This window comes from Prevotella sp. 885 (assembly GCF_002265625.1).
Classification (GTDB): domain Bacteria; phylum Bacteroidota; class Bacteroidia; order Bacteroidales; family Bacteroidaceae; genus Prevotella.
In genome coordinates this window covers 1-17,162 of the sequence record NZ_NOVE01000040.1, presented here as the reverse complement: position 1 = coordinate 17,162, position 17,162 = coordinate 1, and the positions used below count along the sequence as shown (strand labels likewise).

15 protein-coding genes are annotated in these 17,162 nt (G+C 49.5%); 6 read left to right on the top strand and 9 right to left on the bottom strand.

The window, feature by feature from the left end; genetic code table 11:
- Window position 1 precedes the first annotated feature (1 nt).
- Window positions 2-670, bottom strand: coding sequence for a DUF4468 domain-containing protein (locus CHL74_RS11190; RefSeq protein WP_094881236.1), 669 nt, complete (start codon window positions 668-670; stop codon window positions 2-4).
- A 149-nt stretch (window positions 671-819) separates the two neighbouring features.
- Window positions 820-2,895, bottom strand: coding sequence for an excinuclease ABC subunit UvrB (gene uvrB, locus CHL74_RS11185; protein ID WP_094881235.1), 2,076 nt, complete (start codon window positions 2,893-2,895; stop codon window positions 820-822).
- A 199-nt stretch (window positions 2,896-3,094) separates the two neighbouring features.
- Here uvrB and CHL74_RS11180 point away from each other — a divergent pair, with 199 nt between their 5' ends.
- The 3 genes from CHL74_RS11180 to CHL74_RS11170 are packed head-to-tail and all read left to right on the top strand — an operon-like array spanning window position 3,095 to window position 4,790.
- Window positions 3,095-3,919, top strand: a complete 825-nt coding sequence (locus CHL74_RS11180) for an outer membrane protein assembly factor BamD (RefSeq protein WP_094881234.1) — start codon at window positions 3,095-3,097, stop codon at window positions 3,917-3,919.
- Between the two features lie 27 nt (window positions 3,920-3,946).
- Window positions 3,947-4,291, top strand: a complete 345-nt coding sequence (locus tag CHL74_RS11175) for a DNA-directed RNA polymerase subunit omega (RefSeq protein ID WP_094881233.1) — start codon at window positions 3,947-3,949, stop codon at window positions 4,289-4,291.
- 46 nt (window positions 4,292-4,337) lie between these two features.
- Entirely contained in the window at window positions 4,338-4,790 is a 453-nt protein-coding gene (locus CHL74_RS11170) for a DUF4293 domain-containing protein (RefSeq protein ID WP_094881232.1), read from the top strand.
- 172 nt (window positions 4,791-4,962) lie between these two features.
- Here CHL74_RS11170 and CHL74_RS11165 read toward each other — a convergent pair whose 3' ends face one another.
- Genes CHL74_RS11165 through rfbC form a run of 3 tightly spaced genes read right to left on the bottom strand, consistent with a single transcriptional unit; the run spans window position 4,963 to window position 7,628 of the window.
- Complete coding sequence (locus CHL74_RS11165) at window positions 4,963-6,093, bottom strand: dTDP-glucose 4,6-dehydratase (RefSeq protein WP_094881231.1); 1,131 nt, start codon at window positions 6,091-6,093, stop codon at window positions 4,963-4,965.
- Window positions 6,094-6,124: 31 nt separating this feature from the next.
- Window positions 6,125-7,036 carry a dTDP-4-dehydrorhamnose reductase gene (rfbD, locus tag CHL74_RS11160; protein WP_094881230.1) on the bottom strand — a complete coding sequence of 304 codons (912 nt, stop codon included), beginning with the start codon at window positions 7,034-7,036 and terminating at the stop codon, window positions 6,125-6,127.
- A gap of 19 nt (window positions 7,037-7,055) precedes the next feature.
- Window positions 7,056-7,628 carry a dTDP-4-dehydrorhamnose 3,5-epimerase gene (gene rfbC, locus CHL74_RS11155; protein ID WP_094881229.1) on the bottom strand — a complete coding sequence of 191 codons (573 nt, stop codon included), beginning with the start codon at window positions 7,626-7,628 and terminating at the stop codon, window positions 7,056-7,058.
- A 154-nt stretch (window positions 7,629-7,782) separates the two neighbouring features.
- On the opposite strand from rfbC, the gene CHL74_RS11150 reads away from it, so the two are divergent.
- Window positions 7,783-8,625, top strand: coding sequence for a prolyl oligopeptidase family serine peptidase (locus CHL74_RS11150; protein ID WP_094881228.1), 843 nt, complete (start codon window positions 7,783-7,785; stop codon window positions 8,623-8,625).
- Window positions 8,626-8,768: 143 nt separating this feature from the next.
- Here CHL74_RS11150 and CHL74_RS11145 read toward each other — a convergent pair whose 3' ends face one another.
- The 3 genes from CHL74_RS11145 to CHL74_RS11135 form a co-directional block, all read right to left on the bottom strand.
- Entirely contained in the window at window positions 8,769-9,293 is a 525-nt protein-coding gene (locus CHL74_RS11145; protein WP_094881227.1) for a nitroreductase, read from the bottom strand.
- Between the two features lie 124 nt (window positions 9,294-9,417).
- Window positions 9,418-13,014 (bottom strand): pyruvate:ferredoxin (flavodoxin) oxidoreductase, encoded by a 3,597-nt coding sequence (gene nifJ / locus CHL74_RS11140; protein ID WP_094881226.1) that lies wholly within the window; start codon window positions 13,012-13,014, stop codon window positions 9,418-9,420.
- A gap of 105 nt (window positions 13,015-13,119) precedes the next feature.
- A complete protein-coding gene (locus CHL74_RS11135) occupies window positions 13,120-14,307 on the bottom strand; it encodes an ATP-binding protein (RefSeq protein ID WP_094881225.1) in 1,188 nt (395 codons plus the stop codon).
- Between the two features lie 179 nt (window positions 14,308-14,486).
- Between CHL74_RS11135 and CHL74_RS11130 the strand changes: the two genes are divergently transcribed.
- The gene (locus CHL74_RS11130) at window positions 14,487-15,761 is read left to right on the top strand and encodes a nucleotide sugar dehydrogenase (protein WP_094881224.1); all 1,275 of its coding nucleotides are present in this window, start codon (window positions 14,487-14,489) and stop codon (window positions 15,759-15,761) included.
- A complete protein-coding gene (locus CHL74_RS11125; protein WP_094881223.1) occupies window positions 15,762-16,874 on the top strand; it encodes a hypothetical protein in 1,113 nt (370 codons plus the stop codon).
- Window positions 16,875-16,972: 98 nt separating this feature from the next.
- Here the strand turns inward: CHL74_RS11125 and CHL74_RS15995 are convergent.
- Window positions 16,973-17,162: hypothetical protein (locus tag CHL74_RS15995; protein ID WP_217901456.1), on the bottom strand; the 190-nt coding region annotated here is incomplete at its 5' end.

Below are 17,162 nucleotides of genomic sequence, written 5' to 3'. Positions count from 1 at the left end.
TCTACTTAGTTGTTAATGCTTCTTTTATGAATGTGAATATCTCGTCCTTGCGGTCAATGGTCTTACGACGGAACTTAGCCGGACCTATGAGCAGCTTGGTGCGCTTCTTGTTTACGGCGTTCTTGTCGTTTATCCATTTGTCGGCAGTGGTGTGCATGGCTGACGGGCGACCTTCGTCATAGCTGTACGATATGCGTTCGAGTGTTACGTGCAGCTTGCCGTCGGCGCACTTGGCGATGATGGTGTAATTGAATTTTGTGCGGTCTACCGAGATAAACGATCTTGAAAATTCCAACCATTCCGTATAGCGGGCTGCGATGATGTGCTGCTTGCGGTTGACGATGGCTATGCCGCTCTGTATCTGATTCTCGCTGTGTGCGAGAGTGTCCAAGGCAGCGTATGTCTTGTCGTAAATCTCTTCGGCTGTCATGCCTGGCAGATCGATGTCTGAGGAAAATACCACCTTGCCGTCAACCTCTGGCACGGCGCCCTCCTGGATGTACTTCCAGTCCTTTATGTCCTTGACCGCTTCCTTCTTTGCCTCTTCCTTATCGGCTTTCTTAGGCTTCTCGGTTTTCGCTTTTACAGCATCCGGAGTCTCCCATTCGCTCTGTGCCTGGCAGAAAAGCGGGCTGCAGAGAAGGATAGCTATAATCAGATTTCTAATCATTTTTATGGTTCCTTTCTTTGTTTATGATTGCATTAATTTGTACTTGTCAATGCGTTTGCGGTGCTTTGACAAGTGCAAAGTTAGTGAAACTTTGTATATTACATACTCGTTGCAGTATGTTATTTATTACGGCTTAACGTAATTTTACGTCAATCTTGCTGGTTTTCGAGCAAATCCTGAAGCCTTACAATCTCGTCGCGATACTGTGCCGCTTGCAGGAAGTCGAGGTTTTTGGCTGCCTCCTTCATAAGCGTGGTGGTGTCTGCGATGCTCTTCTCCAGCTGCTTCTTCGTCATGCGCTTCACTATCGGGTCGGCGGCGTAAGCGTACGTGTCTGGCTCGATATACGGCTGATACTGCTTAGGCTTTGTGCCGGTGCTTGAACTGCTTGACGAAGCAGCTGCAACAGGCTGACCGTCAGCCGACTGCGAGAGAGAAGCAAGCGAACCCTTGATGTCCTTACGAATCTGTTGCGGCACGATGCCGTGCTCCTCATTGTAGCGAAGCTGTATCTGTCGGCGGCGTGCTGTCTCGTCGATGGTCTTCTGCATGCTGTCCGTGATGCGGTCAGCGTACATTATCACCATGCCGTTGACGTTACGTGCGGCACGTCCGGCAGTCTGCGTAAGCGAGCGATGGCTTCTGAGGAAGCCTTCCTTGTCGGCATCCAGAATGGCAACGAGCGACACTTCAGGAAGGTCAAGTCCCTCACGCAGAAGGTTTACGCCGACGAGCACGTCGTAAACGCCGGCTCGCAGGTCGTTCATTATCTTTACGCGGTCAAGAGTGGCAACGTCGCTATGGATATAGTTGGCGCGTACGTCGTGAGAGAGCAGATACTCCGTCAGCTCCTCAGCCATACGCTTCGTCAGCGTGGTGACAAGCACACGCTCCTCATGCTCCTTACGTATGAGAATCTCTTCCAGCAGGTCGTCAATCTGATTCTCGCTCGGACGTACGTCAATGATGGGATCGAGGAGTCCGGTGGGACGGATAATCTGCTCTACGACAACGCCCTCAGCCTCATTCATCTCGAAGTCGGCTGGTGTGGCAGACACGTACACCACCTGATTGGTCATCTCCATAAATTCCTCAAACCTTAACGGACGGTTGTCAAAGGCGGCAGGCAGACGGAATCCGTATTCCACAAGGTTCTGCTTGCGGGCGCGGTCGCCACCATACATGGCGCCTATCTGGGGCACGCTGACGTGACTCTCATCGATGAACATGAGATAGTCCTTGGGGAAGAAGTCGAGCAGGCAGTAAGGACGTTCGCCTGGTTCGCGTCCGTCGAAGTAGCGCGAATAGTTCTCAATGCCCGAACAATGTCCAAGCTCCTTTATCATCTCCATGTCATACTCGACGCGTTCCTTGATGCGCTGCGCACGGATATGGTCGCCAAGGTCGTTGAAGAAGTCCACTTGCTTGAGCAGGTCGTCTTGAATAAGACGAATGGCATGCTCGGTCTGCTCCTTGGAAGTGACAAAGAGATTGGCAGGATAAATCTGATATTCCTCGAAAGAAGCCAGGCGATGGAACGTCACGCTGTCGAGCTCTTCTATAGAGTCAATCTCGTCGTCCCACCATGTTATGCGCAGAATGTTGTCGCTGTAAGCCATAGCTATGTCCACCGTGTCGCCCTTTACGCGGAACGTACCACGCACCAAGTCGATGTCGTTGCGGATGTATAGTGCGTCGACGAGTTTGCGCAGAAACATGTTGCGCTCAATGGTGTCGCCACGCTTAACGCCTATGACGCTGTTGGCCATAGCCGTAGGACCGCCCATACCGTAAATGCACGATACGGACGACACGACGATGACGTCCTTTCTGCCAGAGAGCAGGGCGCTGACGGCAGAGAGGCGAAGCTTGTCGATGTCCTCATTGATGGCGAGGTCTTTCTCTATGTATGTGTCCGACGAAGGCAGGTAGGCTTCCGGCTGGTAATAGTCATAGTACGAAACATAGTATTCCACGGCGTTGTCCGGGAAGAAACCTTTCATCTCCTCGTACAACTGTGCAGCAAGCGTCTTGTTGTGGCTGAGGATAAGGGTGGGGCGTCCGATGTTGGCGATGACATTAGCCATCGTGAACGTCTTTCCCGAACCTGTCACACCGAGCAGCACCTGTGCCTTGTCGCCTTGACGTATTCCCTCCGTAAGACTCTTGATGGCCTGTGGCTGGTCGCCGGTGGGGGCGAATCTTGATGTTATCTTGAAATCCATATCAGATAAATGGTTAAGGAGCTGTTTGCGTAAGTCAAAACAGGCTCCGATGATTGGCAAAAATACTAAAAAGCCTGTAAATAGGCAAGTGAATGCTGATTTTTACTTAAAAAAGGCATACATCTACTTAAAAAAGGAGAACATCGTTTTGAGAATCGGGGAATAATGTGTATTTTTGCAATTCAAAACGAGTTATAATATGAAGAAATCGATATTCGGCATACTTCTTTCGGCGCTATTGTTTACCAGTTGCGCCAACGAATTCAACAGGGTATATAAGACAACTGACAATACCTACAAATACGAATACGCCAAGGAATGCTTCGCTAATGGCAAGTATGTGCGTGCCTCTACTTTGCTTCAGGGACTTGTGACGCTACAGAAAGGAACGGACAATGCCCAGGAGAGTCTGTACATGCTCGCTATGTCTGAATATAACACCAAAGACTATGAGGGTGCTGCCGCAGCATTCAAGAAATACTATCAGAATTATCCAAAGGGCGCTTATGCAGAGGAAGCCGAATTCTTTATCGGTATGAGCCTCTACAACTGCACACCGGAGCCGCGTCTCGACCAGTCGCAGACGGTGAACGCCATCTCCGCTTTCCAGGAGTATCTGGACCTTTTCCCGGACGGATCGCGCAGAGAGGAAGCGCAGAATCTGCTCTTCGAGTTGCAGGACAAGCTCGTGCAGAAGGAGTTTTATTCGGCTCAGCTCTATTACGACCTCGGACAGTATTTCGGCAACTGCACCTATGGCGGCAACAACTATGAGGCTTGCATTATCACTTCGCAGAACGCGCTGAAGGACTATCCTTATACGAAACTGCGTGAGAAATTCGCCCTTCTTGTCATGAAGAGCAAGTTTGAGTTGGCGCAGCAGAGTGTGGAGGAGAAGAAGCTGGAGCGCTTCCAGGACGCAGAGGACGAGTGCTACGGATTTATTAACGAATATCCAGACTCGAAGAACAAGAGCATGGCTGAAAAATTCATCAGCAAGTGCAAGGAAGTGACAAAGGACTGAAAATAAAAAATACATATTAGTATACAAATGGATTATAAAAAGTCAAAAGCACCGGTAAACACAGTCACACGCAACATCATGGACCTGTGTGAGGAAACCGGAAACATTTACGAGAGTGTTGCTATCATCGCTAAGCGTGCTAACCAGATTTCAGTGGAGATCAAGCAGGACCTCAACAAGAAACTTGCTGAGTTTGCTTCCTACAACGACTCGCTTGAGGAGGTTTTTGAGAATCGTGAGCAGATTGAGATCTCACGCTACTATGAGAAGCTTCCGAAGCCGACGCTGCTTGCCACTGAGGAGTTCATTGAGGGAAATGTGTATTATCGCGACCCCGCTCAGGACAATGCCCCCGTTCAGGAGCAGGCTTAATGTGTGGCGTATATATTATTAATGTATAGCATATACACGTAAGAATATGATACAGCGTAAGCAAAGCATATTTCTTCTGATTGCGTTCATCGTTTCTGTAGTTTGTCTGTGCCAGCCTTTAGGCACTGTGGAACCAGCAGGAATGGGCGCAAGCTTCAAGCTCAACAATCTGTTCTTGGATAAGGGTGATTCGGTGGACTATTCGGTTTGTGGCTTGTTCGGCATCCTGCTTCTCAGCAGCGTGCTCAGCCTCGGCACCATCTTCCTCTTCCGTAACAGAAAGCTTCAGGCGAGCCTTTGTCTGTGCAACGAGTTTCTGCTCGTGGCATGGTATATTGTTCTCGGTGTGGTGACAAGAAACGTCATCGATCCTTCGGCTTCGTTCCATATTGCGTTCGTGGCATGTCTTCCTGCTGTGGCTGTCATCCTTAATGTGATGGCGCGTGCCGGCATCCTGCACGACGAGAAACTGGTGAGAGCTGCGGACCGCATCCGTTAAAAATAATAGATTGCTTTTATTTTATAGGCAAGTTTTAAGATACAAAAACAGCAAGAGGTCGGATTGATATTTCAGTCCGACCTCTTGCTGTATGTATATGTATGAAAATAAATAAAATACAAAAGCAGCGGTTACTTTTATATGATGTAACCGCTGCTTTGTGTTTGTAGGATTATCTGTCCTTATACATGCTTTCGTAATACTTCAGGTAGTCGCCAGACGTTACGTTGTCCATCCACTCCTGATTGTCGAGATACCAGCGTACGGTCTTCTCGATGCCTTCCTCAAACTGAAGGGACGGCTCCCAGCCGAGTTCGCGCTGGAGTTTGCGAGAGTCGATTGCATAACGCATATCGTGCCCCATACGGTCTGTCACGTGAGTGATAAGGTTGAGGTCTTCTCCCTCTTCACGACCGAGCAGGCGGTCAACGGTCTTGATAAGCACGTGGATGATGTCGATATTCTTCCACTCGTTGAAGCCGCCGATGTTGTATGTGTCAGCCACTTTGCCCTTATGGAAGATGAGGTCGATGGCACGTGCGTGGTCTTCCACGTAGAGCCAGTCGCGAACGTTGAGGCCCTCGCCGTAGACGGGAAGAGGCTTGCGATGGCGGATATTGTTGATGAAGAGAGGGATGAGCTTCTCCGGGAACTGGTAAGGACCATAGTTGTTAGAGCAGTTGGTCACGATGGTCGGCATGCCGTAGGTGTCGTGGAATGCGCGTACGAAATGATCGCTCGATGCCTTTGATGCCGAGTAAGGAGAGTGTGGGTTATACTTTGTTGTCTCCAGGAAGAACTCGGTGCCGTAGGCGTGATGATGCTCTGAAGAAGCCTTTGTTGTGAAAGGCGACTCGATGCCCTCGGGATTGGTAAGCTCCAGTGCTCCGTAAACCTCGTCGGTGGAGATGTGATAGAAGCGCTTGCCTTCGTACTTCTCAGGTAGGCTTTCCCAATAAAGCTTTGCAGCCTGAAGCAGCGTCAGCGTACCCATGACGTTGGTTCGTGCGAATGTGAAGGGATCCTTAATGGAACGGTCGACGTGGCTTTCTGCTGCAAGATGGATTATTCCGTCCACCTCGTACTTCTTCATCACGTCCATAATTGTCTCGAAGTCGCAGATGTCGCACTTCACGAATGTATAGTTAGGACGGTCCTCGATGTCCTTGAGGTTGGCAAGGTTGCCAGCGTATGTGAGCTTATCTATGTTGATGATGTGGTATTCGGGATACTTGTTTACAAACAGTCTTACCACATGTGAGCCTATAAATCCGGCTCCACCAGTTATGATAATGTTCTTCATTCTCTTCTGTTTTTTAATGATTAGTGTTAAATTATTTAGTCTCAAGGTTTGCTATGCATTTCTCCAATGAGTCAACCCAGTAAGGCACCTTTACACCGAAGGTTTCCTTGATGCTTCGCTTGTCGAGGACAGAGTAGGCAGGACGAGTCACGGGAGAGGGATATTCTGAACTGTAACATGGTTGGATGTCGCAATCGGTGTGACCGGAGATACGTGCAATCATCTGTGTGAAGTCGTACCAAGAGCATACACCTTCATTAGAGAAGTGGTAGACGCCGACGTATTTTGCATTGTCTGCCTCCGTCTTCATCTTTTCCAGAATGGTTTGGATGGCGTTGGCAAGGTCGAGAGCGTATGTCGGAGTGCCACACTGGTCGAACACAACCTTCAGCTGAGGCTTGGTGGCGGTGAGGTTCAGCATTGTCTTGCAGAAGTTCTTGCCGAACTCCGAATAGAGCCAAGCCGTACGTATGATGACATACTTACATCCGGTGGCAATGATTTTCTGCTCGCCATGAAGCTTTGTCATTCCATAAACGCCAGTTGGAGTTCCCTTCTGGTCAGGGTTGCAAGGCACGTTGTATGGCTCTTTGCCGAAAACGTAGTCTGTGCTTATCTGAATGAGAATGCCGTTTGCCTCCTTCATTGCCTTTGCAAGGTTCTCAGGAGCGTCTGCATTGAGCTTCTCAGCCAAGGCTGCCAGCTTCTCGTCTGTCTCGCATGCGTCCACATTGGTCCATGCTGCACAGTTAATGATGGCTTTCACATCGTTGTCTTTCACCATCTTGCGGATGGCTTCCATATCTGTGATATCAAGGTAAGTGGTCTCCAGACCTTCCACCTGATTGACATCCGTAAAAATATAATGGTCTGCAGAGTTCTTGCTAACGATACGCATTTCGTTGCCAAGCTGACCATTAGCACCCGTTACTAATATATTCATTGAATTTGAAGATATTTGATTATTTATACAAGTCTACATTGATGTCGAACGGACTGTCGAAGTCTTTCAACAGATCATGCTTTGTGTCTTTCTCTGACAGGATGGCGTGCTCTGTAGGAATTTTCCAGTCTATGCCGAGCGAATCGTCAAGAATGGATATGCCACCGTCTGCTTCAGGATGGTAGAAGTTGTCGCATTTATACTGGAAAACGGCGGTTTCGCTAAGTACGGCGAAGCCATGTGCAAAGCCACGCGGTACGAAGAACTGTCTGTGATTGTCCTCTGTAAGTTCCACAGCAACGTGCTTGCCGTATGTGGGCGAGCCTTTGCGTATGTCCACAGCCACGTCAAGTACGGCGCCTTTTACGCAACGCACGAGCTTGCTCTGCGTGTAAGGCGGACGCTGGAAATGCAGTCCTCGCATGACACCATAGGATGACATGCTCTCGTTGTCCTGACAAAAGTCAATATGACGTACTTTCTCGTCAAACTCCCTTTGTGAAAAACTCTCGAAGAAATATCCTCGGGCATCCTTGAATATGCGTGGCTCTATTATTACCACACCTTCAATATCAGTCTTTATTACTTCCATATCCTATTTGATTATTTCATATATTGACGATTACGATATCGTCGGATATCGTACTTGCAAAGATACGTATTTTTTTTGTGTAAACGCCTATTAACGTCTTGTAAAGAAGTTGAATTTATGTGCGGCTTTGCTGAATAATTACTAACTTTGGGATATGAAGAAGAGAATATTGCTATTTATGGTCCTTCTTATGTCGGTTATGAGATTGTCTGCCCACGACTTTCTGCGTGCTGTGAAGGACTCGATACCTGACGGTTATAATTTCTGGGTATATACTCCTATTGACTATTTTTATTCTCAGGAGCAGACTCCGGTTGTTATCTTCCTGCATGGTGCCAGCCTTTGCGGACGCAATCTGGACCGTGTGAGAAGATATGGTCCGCTTGACGCTATTGTTAAGGGACGCGAGATAGAGGCGCTTACCATTGTGCCGCAGAATCCTGGTGGAGCATGGAGTCCGAAGAAGGTGATGGATGTGCTCGACTGGGTGGCTAAACGCTATCCTTGTGACACCACAAGAGTGTATGTCATAGGCATGAGTCTGGGCGGTTATGGTACGATGGACGTCTGCGGCACTTATCCCGACCGAATAGCGGCGGGTATGGCTCTTTGCGGTGGCACGTCGTTAAAAGACGTCAGCGGACTTGGAAAACTGCCGTTCTGGATAATCCATGGAACAGCAGACCGTGCCGTTTCGGTTAACTGTTCGAAGACGGTGGTGGAGAAACTGAAGAGCGAAGGTAACGACCAACGACTGCTTTATAACTGGTGGCAGGGAGCTGGTCATGGAGCTCCGGCTCGTGTCTTCTATCTGAAGAAGACGTACGAATGGCTGTTCTCCCATAGTCTGAGAGACCCAGACCGACATGTCCGTCGTGATATCAGCATAGAAATGTCAGATCAGCGCAAGGCTTACAGCGACATTACTCGTGGCGGTGGCGCTCCCGAACTCATTGACGGTATAAGCGTTATAAAGAGTGAAGGCTTCGAGGATTAGCTATCTTAAAGCTGATGTCATAGTGAAGGCAAACTAAACAGAATAATAAAAGACAACAAAAGCAACATTATAAGCTCAATACAACATAATATTGATGTCGTATTTGTAGTTATATGTTGCTTTTGTTGTCTTTTTTTATGGCCTTATCTTACCCAAACAGCATAGTCTTCTTTTCTTGGCATTGCTTCTCTTACATCGCCCTTTGCGTAACCGAGAGCCACGTGTCCGATGCCTTCATAGTTGCCTTCGATGCCCCATTCCTTCAGCAGAGCCTTGCCTTCTTCCGAATCGAAAATCTCCTTGGCGCGATGAATCCAGCAGCTGCCAAGTCCTAAAGAGTGAGCGGCATTCATCAGATTGCCCATCACGAGCGAACCGTCATAAATGTATGTGGGACGTTCGCGGTCTGCGAGTACAAGCAGAATGACCGGTGCGCCATAGAAAGGATCGCTCTCCACGCCCATCACACGTGCGTTAAGAGAGGAGAGAAGGTCGCGTGTCTGCTTGTTGGTAACCACTACAATGCGTGGCGACTGCTTTCCTCTACCCGTAGGTGCATACTCGCCAGCCTCTACAATCTGCTTTATCATCTCCTCAGACGGCATTCTTTCTGCGTCAAAGCAGCGCACGCTACGGCGTGTCTCAAGAGTTTTAATTGTCTCGTTCATTATCCTATATGATTTTATCTACCTATATATATAATAATGTATATCTGTAAAAAACGGCAACATCGAATATCTGTATTATTCAATGTTGCCGTTTCTTATAGATTAATTGTATTAATATTGCTTATTAGAGCTGCTCGCTCCAGTCCTCCTGGCTCTTGCGAACGTAGGTCTGATAGCGGAGCTTAGCCATCTTCTCAGCCTGTGTGAAGAGTTCGTCAGCCTCCTTCGGGAATGCCTTCTGTACTGACAGATAACGAACCTCACCAAGGAGGAAGTCGCGGAAGTCTTCCCACTTCGGAGCCTTAGAGTCGAGTGTGAACGGGTTCTTGCCCTCGTCAGCCAACAGCGGGTTGAAGCGCCAGAGGTGCCAGTAACCGCAGTCAACAGCGAGCTTCTCCTCGTTCTGTGAGCGACCCATACCGCCCTTACGCTTCAGACCGTGGTTGATACACGGAGCGTAAGCGATAACGAGAGACGGTCCAGGATAAGCCTCTGCCTCACGGATAGCCTTCAGAGTCTGAGCGTTGTCAGCACCCATAGCCACCTGAGCTACGTAGATGTAGCCGTATGTTGTCTGCATCAAGCCGAGGTCCTTCTTACGGATTCGCTTGCCCTGAGCAGCGAACTGTGCGATAGCACCGAGCGGAGTTGACTTAGATGACTGACCACCAGTGTTAGAGTAAACCTCAGTATCGAGTACGAGGATGTTAACGTCCTCACCAGAAGCCAATACGTGGTCGAGACCGCCGTAACCGATATCGTAAGAAGCACCGTCGCCACCGATAATCCACTGGCTGCGCTTTACGAGGTAGTGGTCGAGAGTCTTGAGCTCTGAGCAAACCGGGCAACCCTTCTCTGCACCAGCAGCGATGAGCGGCTTCAGCTCTGCAGCAGCCTTCTTTGAACCCTCAGAGTCGTTCATGTTAGCCATCCAGTTGTCAGCAGCAGCAACAAACTCTGCAGGAACGTGCTCGTCAGCCTTAGCCTCTTCGAGGAGGTGGCAGATGCGCTCCTTCATCTTCTTGTTACCGAGTACCATACCAAGACCGAACTCGCAGAAGTCCTCGAACAATGAGTTGTCGAATGCCGGACCCTGACCCTTAGCGTTCTTTGTGTAAGGTGTTGACGGGATAGAAGCTGAGTAGATAGAAGAACAACCAGTAGCGTTGGCAATCATCTGGCGGTCACCGAAGAGCTGAGAGATGAGCTTAACGTACGGAGTCTCACCGCAACCAGAGCAAGCGCCAGAGAACTCGAACAGAGGCTGAGCGAACTGAGAGTTCTTCGGGCTCTGCTTGATGTCTACGAGATCCTGCTTAGAAGCAACGTTGTGAACGAGGTACTCCCAGTTCTGTGCTTCCTTCTGCATGTCCTCTGCGTCAACGTTGAACGGAACCATCTTGAGAGCCTTCTCAAGCTCACCTGTCTCCTTGTTCTTCTTGCCCGGGCAAACGTCGGCACAGTTGCCGCAGCCAAGACAGTCGAGTACAGAAGTCTCAATGCGGAAGTGCATGCCCTTCAGAGCAGCCGGAGCCTTGATTTCCTGAGTCTCGAGACCCTCGATGCCAGCGAGCTCCTCGTCTGTAAGAACGAACGGACGGATGGCAGCGTGAGGACAAACGAATGAACACTTGTTACACTGGATACAGTTCTCAACGTTCCATACCGGAACGAATGCCTCTACACCACGCTTCTCGAATGCAGAAGTACCGTTCTCCCATGTACCGTCCACGGTGTTGTGCTTAACGAAGTCAGAAACCTTCAGCAAGTCACCAGCCTGGCCGTTGATAGGACGAACGAGCTCCTTAACGAATGCGGGAGCGTTGTCTTCCTTCTGAGCCTCGTCCTCGAGGTTAGCCCATGCCGGATCAACAGTGAGCTGCTTGTACTCACCACCGCGGTCAACGGCTGCGAAGTTCTTGTCAACAACGTCCTGACCCTTCTTTGAGTAAGACTTAACGATGAATGCCTTCATCTGCTCTACTGCGAGATCCAAAGGAATTACCTCTGTGATGCGGAAGAATGCAGACTGGAGGATGGTGTTGGTACGGTTGCCGAGACCAATCTCCTGAGCAATCTTAGTGGCGTTGATATAGTAAACTGTGATGTTGTTCTGAGCGAAGTAACGCTTAACCTTGTTAGGAATGAAGTTTACGAGTTCCTCACCGTCGAAGATAGTGTTCAACAGGAAGAAGCCGTTCTTGCGAAGACCACGTGTAACGTCATACATGTGGAGGTAAGCCTGAACGTGGCAAGCCACGAAGTTAGGAGTATTTACCTGGTATGCGCTGTGGATGGGGCTGTCGCCGAAACGGAGGTGTGAGCAAGTGAAACCACCTGACTTCTTTGAGTCGTAAGAGAAGTAAGCCTGGCAGTACTTGTTGGTGTTGTTACCGATAATCTGTACTGAGTTCTTGTTAGCACCTACAGTACCGTCAGCACCGAGTCCGTAGAACTTAGCCTCGAACAGGTCGTCGCCACCCATCGGGATCTCTTCCTCCTCAGGAAGTGATGTGAATGTAACGTCGTCAACGATGCCCACTGTGAAGTGGTTCTTAGGCTGCGGAAGCTCGAGGTTCTTGAATACAGCAACGATCTTAGCAGGAGTTGTATCTGAAGAACCGAGACCGTAACGGCCACCAACGATAAGCGGCTTGCGCTCGTCGTTGTAGAGAGCTGACTTAACGTCGAGGTACAGAGGTTCGCCCTCAGCACCCGGCTCCTTAGTGCGGTCAAGCACAGCGATGCGCTTAACAGTAGCGGGAAGAGTCTTCTTAAGGAAGTCAACAGAGAACGGACGATAGAGGTGAACAGCAACCATACCTACCTTCTTGCCCTGCTTGTTGAGGTAGTCGATAGCCTCACGTGCAGGCTCTGTAGCAGAACCCATGAGGATGATTACGTTCTCAGCGTCCTCAGCTCCGTAGTAGTTGAAGAGGTGATACTCGCGACCTGTGATCTTAGTCATCTCCTGGCAGTACTTCTCCACTACCTCAGGGATGCGGTCGTAGTACTCGTTGCAAGCCTCACGGTGTGTGAAGAATGTCTCAGGGTTCTCAGCAGTACCGCGTGTAACAGGGCGCTCAGGAGTGAGGGCACGGTCGCGGAAACGCTTGATGTATTCCTGATTTACGAGCGGACGGATGTCTTCCATGTCCATCTCCTCGATCTTGTGATACTCGTGAGATGTGCGGAAACCGTCGAAGAAGTTGATAAACGGAACCTGTGTCTCGAGAGTAGCGAGGTGAGGAACTGCAGAGAGGTCCATAACTTCCTGTACAGAACCAGAGCAGAACATAGCGAAGCCTGTCTGACGGCAAGCCATAACGTCCTGATGGTCACCAAAGATACAAAGTGAGTGTGATGCCAGTGTACGTGCCGAAACGTTGAACACGCAAGGAAGCAGCTCGCCTGCAATCTTGTACATGTTAGGAATCATAAGCAACAGACCCTGCGAAGCAGTGTATGTTGATGTCAGGGCACCTGCCTGAAGCGAACCGTGCAATGCACCAGCTGCGCCGCCTTCCGACTCCATCTCCTGGATAGAGACCTTCTGACCGAAAAGGTTCTTACGACCTTTGGCAGCCCATTCATCTACATGCTCTGCCATCGGTGATGACGGAGTGATAGGGTAGATGGCAGCAACCTCAGTAAACATATAGCTTACATGAGCGGCAGCTGTGTTACCATCACAAGTGATAAACTTTTTTTCTTTAGCCATTTTGTTTTTAAATAAAATGTTAATGTATAGTTGTTTCTTTATTTTTCTTTCCTTTTCCGATGCGGCTTTTGTGAGAACCGCAAGGGGTCAGGCTTTTTGTGGTTCTCAGTATGTCATGCCGAACATCCATAGCGGCACGCGTCCGTTGCCGCCTTCCGTGGTGTTGTATACGGCGTAAGTGGTGTCTGCATTGTTGCGGAGTTTCAGGCTCTTGGCATAGTCCACCACCTTCAGCTTCCTCATGTTGTCAATGATGTAGCAGGCGTCCTGCTTGCCCTGGTTGACGACGTGGTCCTTCCAGAGGGCGTTCACAAGGAAAGTCTCCATCACCTCCTGCGTGTCAGCTATGTAGGGATAGATGGTATACATGAGGTTGGGGTTGTGCATCATCACCTTTGACGGTTTCTTCGGGAAATCGTCGCCCGGATGATACATTATATTAATAAGGCGTGCGTCGGAGAGATATTTTATGTAGTTCATCACCGTTGCACGGCTTGTCTCAATCTCTTGAGCCAGATTGCTGATGTTCGGGGCTTTCGGCCCTTCCACGGCAAGAAGATAGAACAGCTTCTTTATCTTCGTCAGATACTTCAGCTCTATCTGCTTGATGAAGAGAATGTCCACCTCCGTCATCATGTTCATCGTCTTCAGCAGATTCTCCTCGAAGTTGCGGTGCTCGAGGAAGAACGGATAGAATCCGTGGTGCAGATACTCGCCGAACAGCGTCGCTATGTCTGCCTTGCTCGTTATCTCGGCAGCTATTTCTGCGTGGCGTCTGATGATGTCGTTGAGTGAAAGAACGGGGAAGTTGTTTCCAGTCTGTAGGTTTACGTATTCCCTGAACGAGAATCCGCGGAGGTTATAGCTCTTTACGATGTCTTTCAGCTCAGGATTTTCCTCCTTCAGCCGCATCACGCTCGATCCGGTGAAGACTATCTTCAGATTGGGGCATTGGTTGTAGCATGTGCGCAACTCATTGCTCCAGTCCGGCTTCTTGAAAATCTGGTCGATGAGCAACACTTTTCCTCCTTGAGCCGCAAAGTCTGATGCGAAGTCGGCAATGCCACGGCCTTGGAAGTAGAAGTTGTTCATGTTGACGTAAAGACATCGGCGGTCTCTCGGTCCGAAGTTTTCCTTAGCATATTGAAGCAAGAAGGTGGTCTTGCCGATGCCTCTCGAACCCTTGATGCCAATCAACCGGTCGTTCCAGTCGATTTCGTCCATCAAGGTGCGCCTGACGGAAGCCGTCATGTGCTCGACGAGGTAAGTGTGGGTCTTGAAGAAAGATTCCATTCTTGCTTGCGTTTTCTTTGTTTTATATAAATTCTTAAACTATGCAAAGGTATGAATATAATTTGGATTTGCAAACTCAATATTACAAAATCTAATATTTTTTTGTTTTTTTGCATTTCGCTTTTTCGATTCGGGTGAAAAAGCGTATATTTGCTTTCCGTAAAATAAAACCGACTAACATGAATGACTTCAAAAAGATAAAGGTGGCTGTTGCTGGCACCGGTTATGTGGGCATGAGCATTGCCACGCTTCTTGCCCAGCACCATCAGGTCAAGGCTGTGGACGTTATAGCCGAGAAGGTGGAAAAAATCAATAATCGTATTTCTCCCATACAGGACGACTATATTGAGAAATACCTTGCCGAGAAGCAGCTCAATCTCATAGCTACACTCGACGGACGCGACGCTTACAGCGATGCCGACTTCGTAGTGATAGCCGCGCCTACCAATTATGATCCGGTGAAGAACTACTTCGACACTTCTCACGTGGAGGAGGTCATCAATCTCGTGCGAGAAGTGAATCCCAATGCCGTGATGGTGATAAAGAGCACCATCCCCGTGGGTTACTGCGCAGGACTTTATGAAAAGTATGGCAGAGACCTTCGCCTTGTCTTCTCGCCCGAATTCCTTCGTGAGAGCAAGGCTCTGTACGACAATCTTTACCCGAGTCGCATCATCGTAGGACGTCCTTCGTCCGACTTGTCCGACCATGCCGACAGCCTTGACGAGGCTGCACGCACGTTTGCCGCCCTGCTGAAGGAAGGTGCGCTGAAAGAGGACGTTGACACGCTCTTCATGGGACTTACCGAGGCTGAGGCTGTGAAGCTCTTCGCCAATACTTACCTCGCATTGCGTGTGAGCTACTTCAATGAGCTTGATACTTACGCTGAGATGAAGGGGCTTGACACACAGGCCATCATCAAGGGCGTAAGCCTCGACCCGCGTATCGGCGACCAATATAACAATCCGTCTTTCGGATATGGCGGCTATTGTCTGCCTAAGGACACGAAGCAGCTCCTTGCCAACTATAAGGACGTGCCCGAGAATCTGATTGAGGCTATTGTGGAGAGCAATCGTACACGCAAGGATTTCATTGCGGACCGCGTGCTTGCCAAGGCTGGATATTACGACTATTATAACCATGGCGACTGGAATCCGGACGAGGAGAAACCGTGTACCATCGGTGTTTACCGTCTCACGATGAAATCCAATTCGGACAACTTCCGCCAGAGCAGCATTCAGGGCATCATGAAGCGCATCAAGGCTAAGGGAGCGCAGGTCATCATCTATGAGCCGACGCTTCAGGACGGCACCACGTTCTTCGGAAGCCGTGTCGTAGGCGACCTCGACGAGTTTAAGCGACTCAGCAATGCCATCATCGCCAACCGCTACGATGTCAGTCTGGATGATGTGAAGGATAAGGTTTACACAAGAGATATTTTCAGGAGAGACTAAATGAGGCTTCATATATTCAATCCTGAGCACGACATTGCCTTGGCTGCCAATCTGAAGCGCTTCACGGCTCCTCATGCGGGTAGGCAGATGCGTGCCGATCTTGGTTTTCTTCCTGCGTTATGGGCTGACGAAGGCGACTTCGTGCTTGTGGACGATGTAGCTGCGGCATTAGAGTCGGTCCGCCATGTCAGGAAATATGCGCACGACGTGGCTTTCGTGTCGTTGGCTGACATTAAAGGCTTGACGCCCTTCGTTGACAATCTTATTATCGATCCTTGGGGGTGGGACATCACTCTTAAGGATCAGCTCCTGCGTGCCAACGGTGCACTTGCCGGCTGTATGCCGTCGGACGAAGTGCTTTCCACAGTACGTCAGATGAGCAGCCGCAGGTTTGCGGCAAGCGAGTTGCTGCCCGTCTTGGTCAATAGCCATAATGGATTGGTAGGGGAGAGCTGTTATTGCGAGACGATGGAGAGCGTGTCTGAGACTGTGGAGCGTTACGGCTGTCAGGCTGTGCTTAAGTCGCCGTGGAGCAGTAGCGGCAGAGGCGTACGCTATGTCCGCACTCCTGACGATTACGCCCGCCTCTCCGGTTGGGCTGCTAACATTGTCCGTCAGCAGGGCGGCATAATGGTGGAACCGCTTTACGCCAAGGTGTGCGATTTTGGTATGGAGTTCTGTGTCAACAAAGACGGCGTGGTGTCATATAGCGGTCTTTCGCTTTTCGCCACAAGCGGCGGAGCCTATACGGGTGGACTCTGTGCCACGGAGAAAGACAAGCGTGAGATGTTGTCGCGTTGTGTGGACATGCAGCTCTTGGACAAGGTCTGCGACGACATACGGTCTATCCTCGCTCCGCAGTTTAAGGGAGTTTACGCAGGTGCTTTCGGCATCGACATGATGGCGGTGGCACGTAAGGAAGGCGAAGGCTTCCTCCTCCATCCGTGCGTGGAGCTAAATCTGCGACGCACAATGGGACACGTAGCTCTCGCTCTCACCCCATCACCCTTCGAGGCACGCCGAATAATGAATGTCTATTACGCCGACAAGTATCGCTTGCGCATAAAGACCACAACAGACAATCTCCTGAACACAGGACTTTGTTATATGTAATAGTTTAGAATTCTCTAATAACAATTATACCCTTTCGGGTGTAATATCAAACGGTTTGCTTGATATTACACCCGAAAGGTAGGGTGTTCAAAATCGCTTTAAAATCCTGCGCATTTTTTACCTATAGTATTGATGCGCTTGACCACCAAATTTGGAGAAAGGTTTTCATCCGTCCATTCCTTAATGTGACGGTGTCTTCCTTCCTCCAATCTTTGTTTAAAATTGAAATTAACTCGTCTGTCCTTATCTGCCAAATTAAGGCGAAGCGGCATCATCAGAATTATAGGA

Bases quoted from the DNA above. Each gene is read 5' to 3' on its own strand.
- CHL74_RS11130 (WP_094881224.1), top strand. From the start codon at position 14,487: ATGAATGACTTCAAAAAGATAAAGGTGGCTGTTGCTGGCACCGGTTAT.
- CHL74_RS11175 (WP_094881233.1), top strand. From the start codon at position 3,947: ATGGATTATAAAAAGTCAAAAGCACCGGTAAACACAGTCACACGCAAC.
- CHL74_RS11135 (WP_094881225.1), bottom strand. From the start codon at position 14,307: ATGGAATCTTTCTTCAAGACCCACACTTACCTCGTCGAGCACATGACG.
- CHL74_RS11150 (WP_094881228.1), top strand. From the start codon at position 7,783: ATGAAGAAGAGAATATTGCTATTTATGGTCCTTCTTATGTCGGTTATG.
- CHL74_RS11125 (WP_094881223.1), top strand. From the start codon at position 15,762: ATGAGGCTTCATATATTCAATCCTGAGCACGACATTGCCTTGGCTGCC.
- CHL74_RS11145 (WP_094881227.1), bottom strand. From the start codon at position 9,293: ATGAACGAGACAATTAAAACTCTTGAGACACGCCGTAGCGTGCGCTGC.
- CHL74_RS11165 (WP_094881231.1), bottom strand. From the start codon at position 6,093: ATGAAGAACATTATCATAACTGGTGGAGCCGGATTTATAGGCTCACAT.
- rfbD (WP_094881230.1), bottom strand. From the start codon at position 7,036: ATGAATATATTAGTAACGGGTGCTAATGGTCAGCTTGGCAACGAAATG.
- CHL74_RS11170 (WP_094881232.1), top strand. From the start codon at position 4,338: ATGATACAGCGTAAGCAAAGCATATTTCTTCTGATTGCGTTCATCGTT.
- CHL74_RS11190 (WP_094881236.1), bottom strand. From the start codon at position 670: ATGATTAGAAATCTGATTATAGCTATCCTTCTCTGCAGCCCGCTTTTC.
- nifJ (WP_094881226.1), bottom strand. From the start codon at position 13,014: ATGGCTAAAGAAAAAAAGTTTATCACTTGTGATGGTAACACAGCTGCC.
- rfbC (WP_094881229.1), bottom strand. From the start codon at position 7,628: ATGGAAGTAATAAAGACTGATATTGAAGGTGTGGTAATAATAGAGCCA.
- CHL74_RS11180 (WP_094881234.1), top strand. From the start codon at position 3,095: ATGAAGAAATCGATATTCGGCATACTTCTTTCGGCGCTATTGTTTACC.
- uvrB (WP_094881235.1), bottom strand. From the start codon at position 2,895: ATGGATTTCAAGATAACATCAAGATTCGCCCCCACCGGCGACCAGCCA.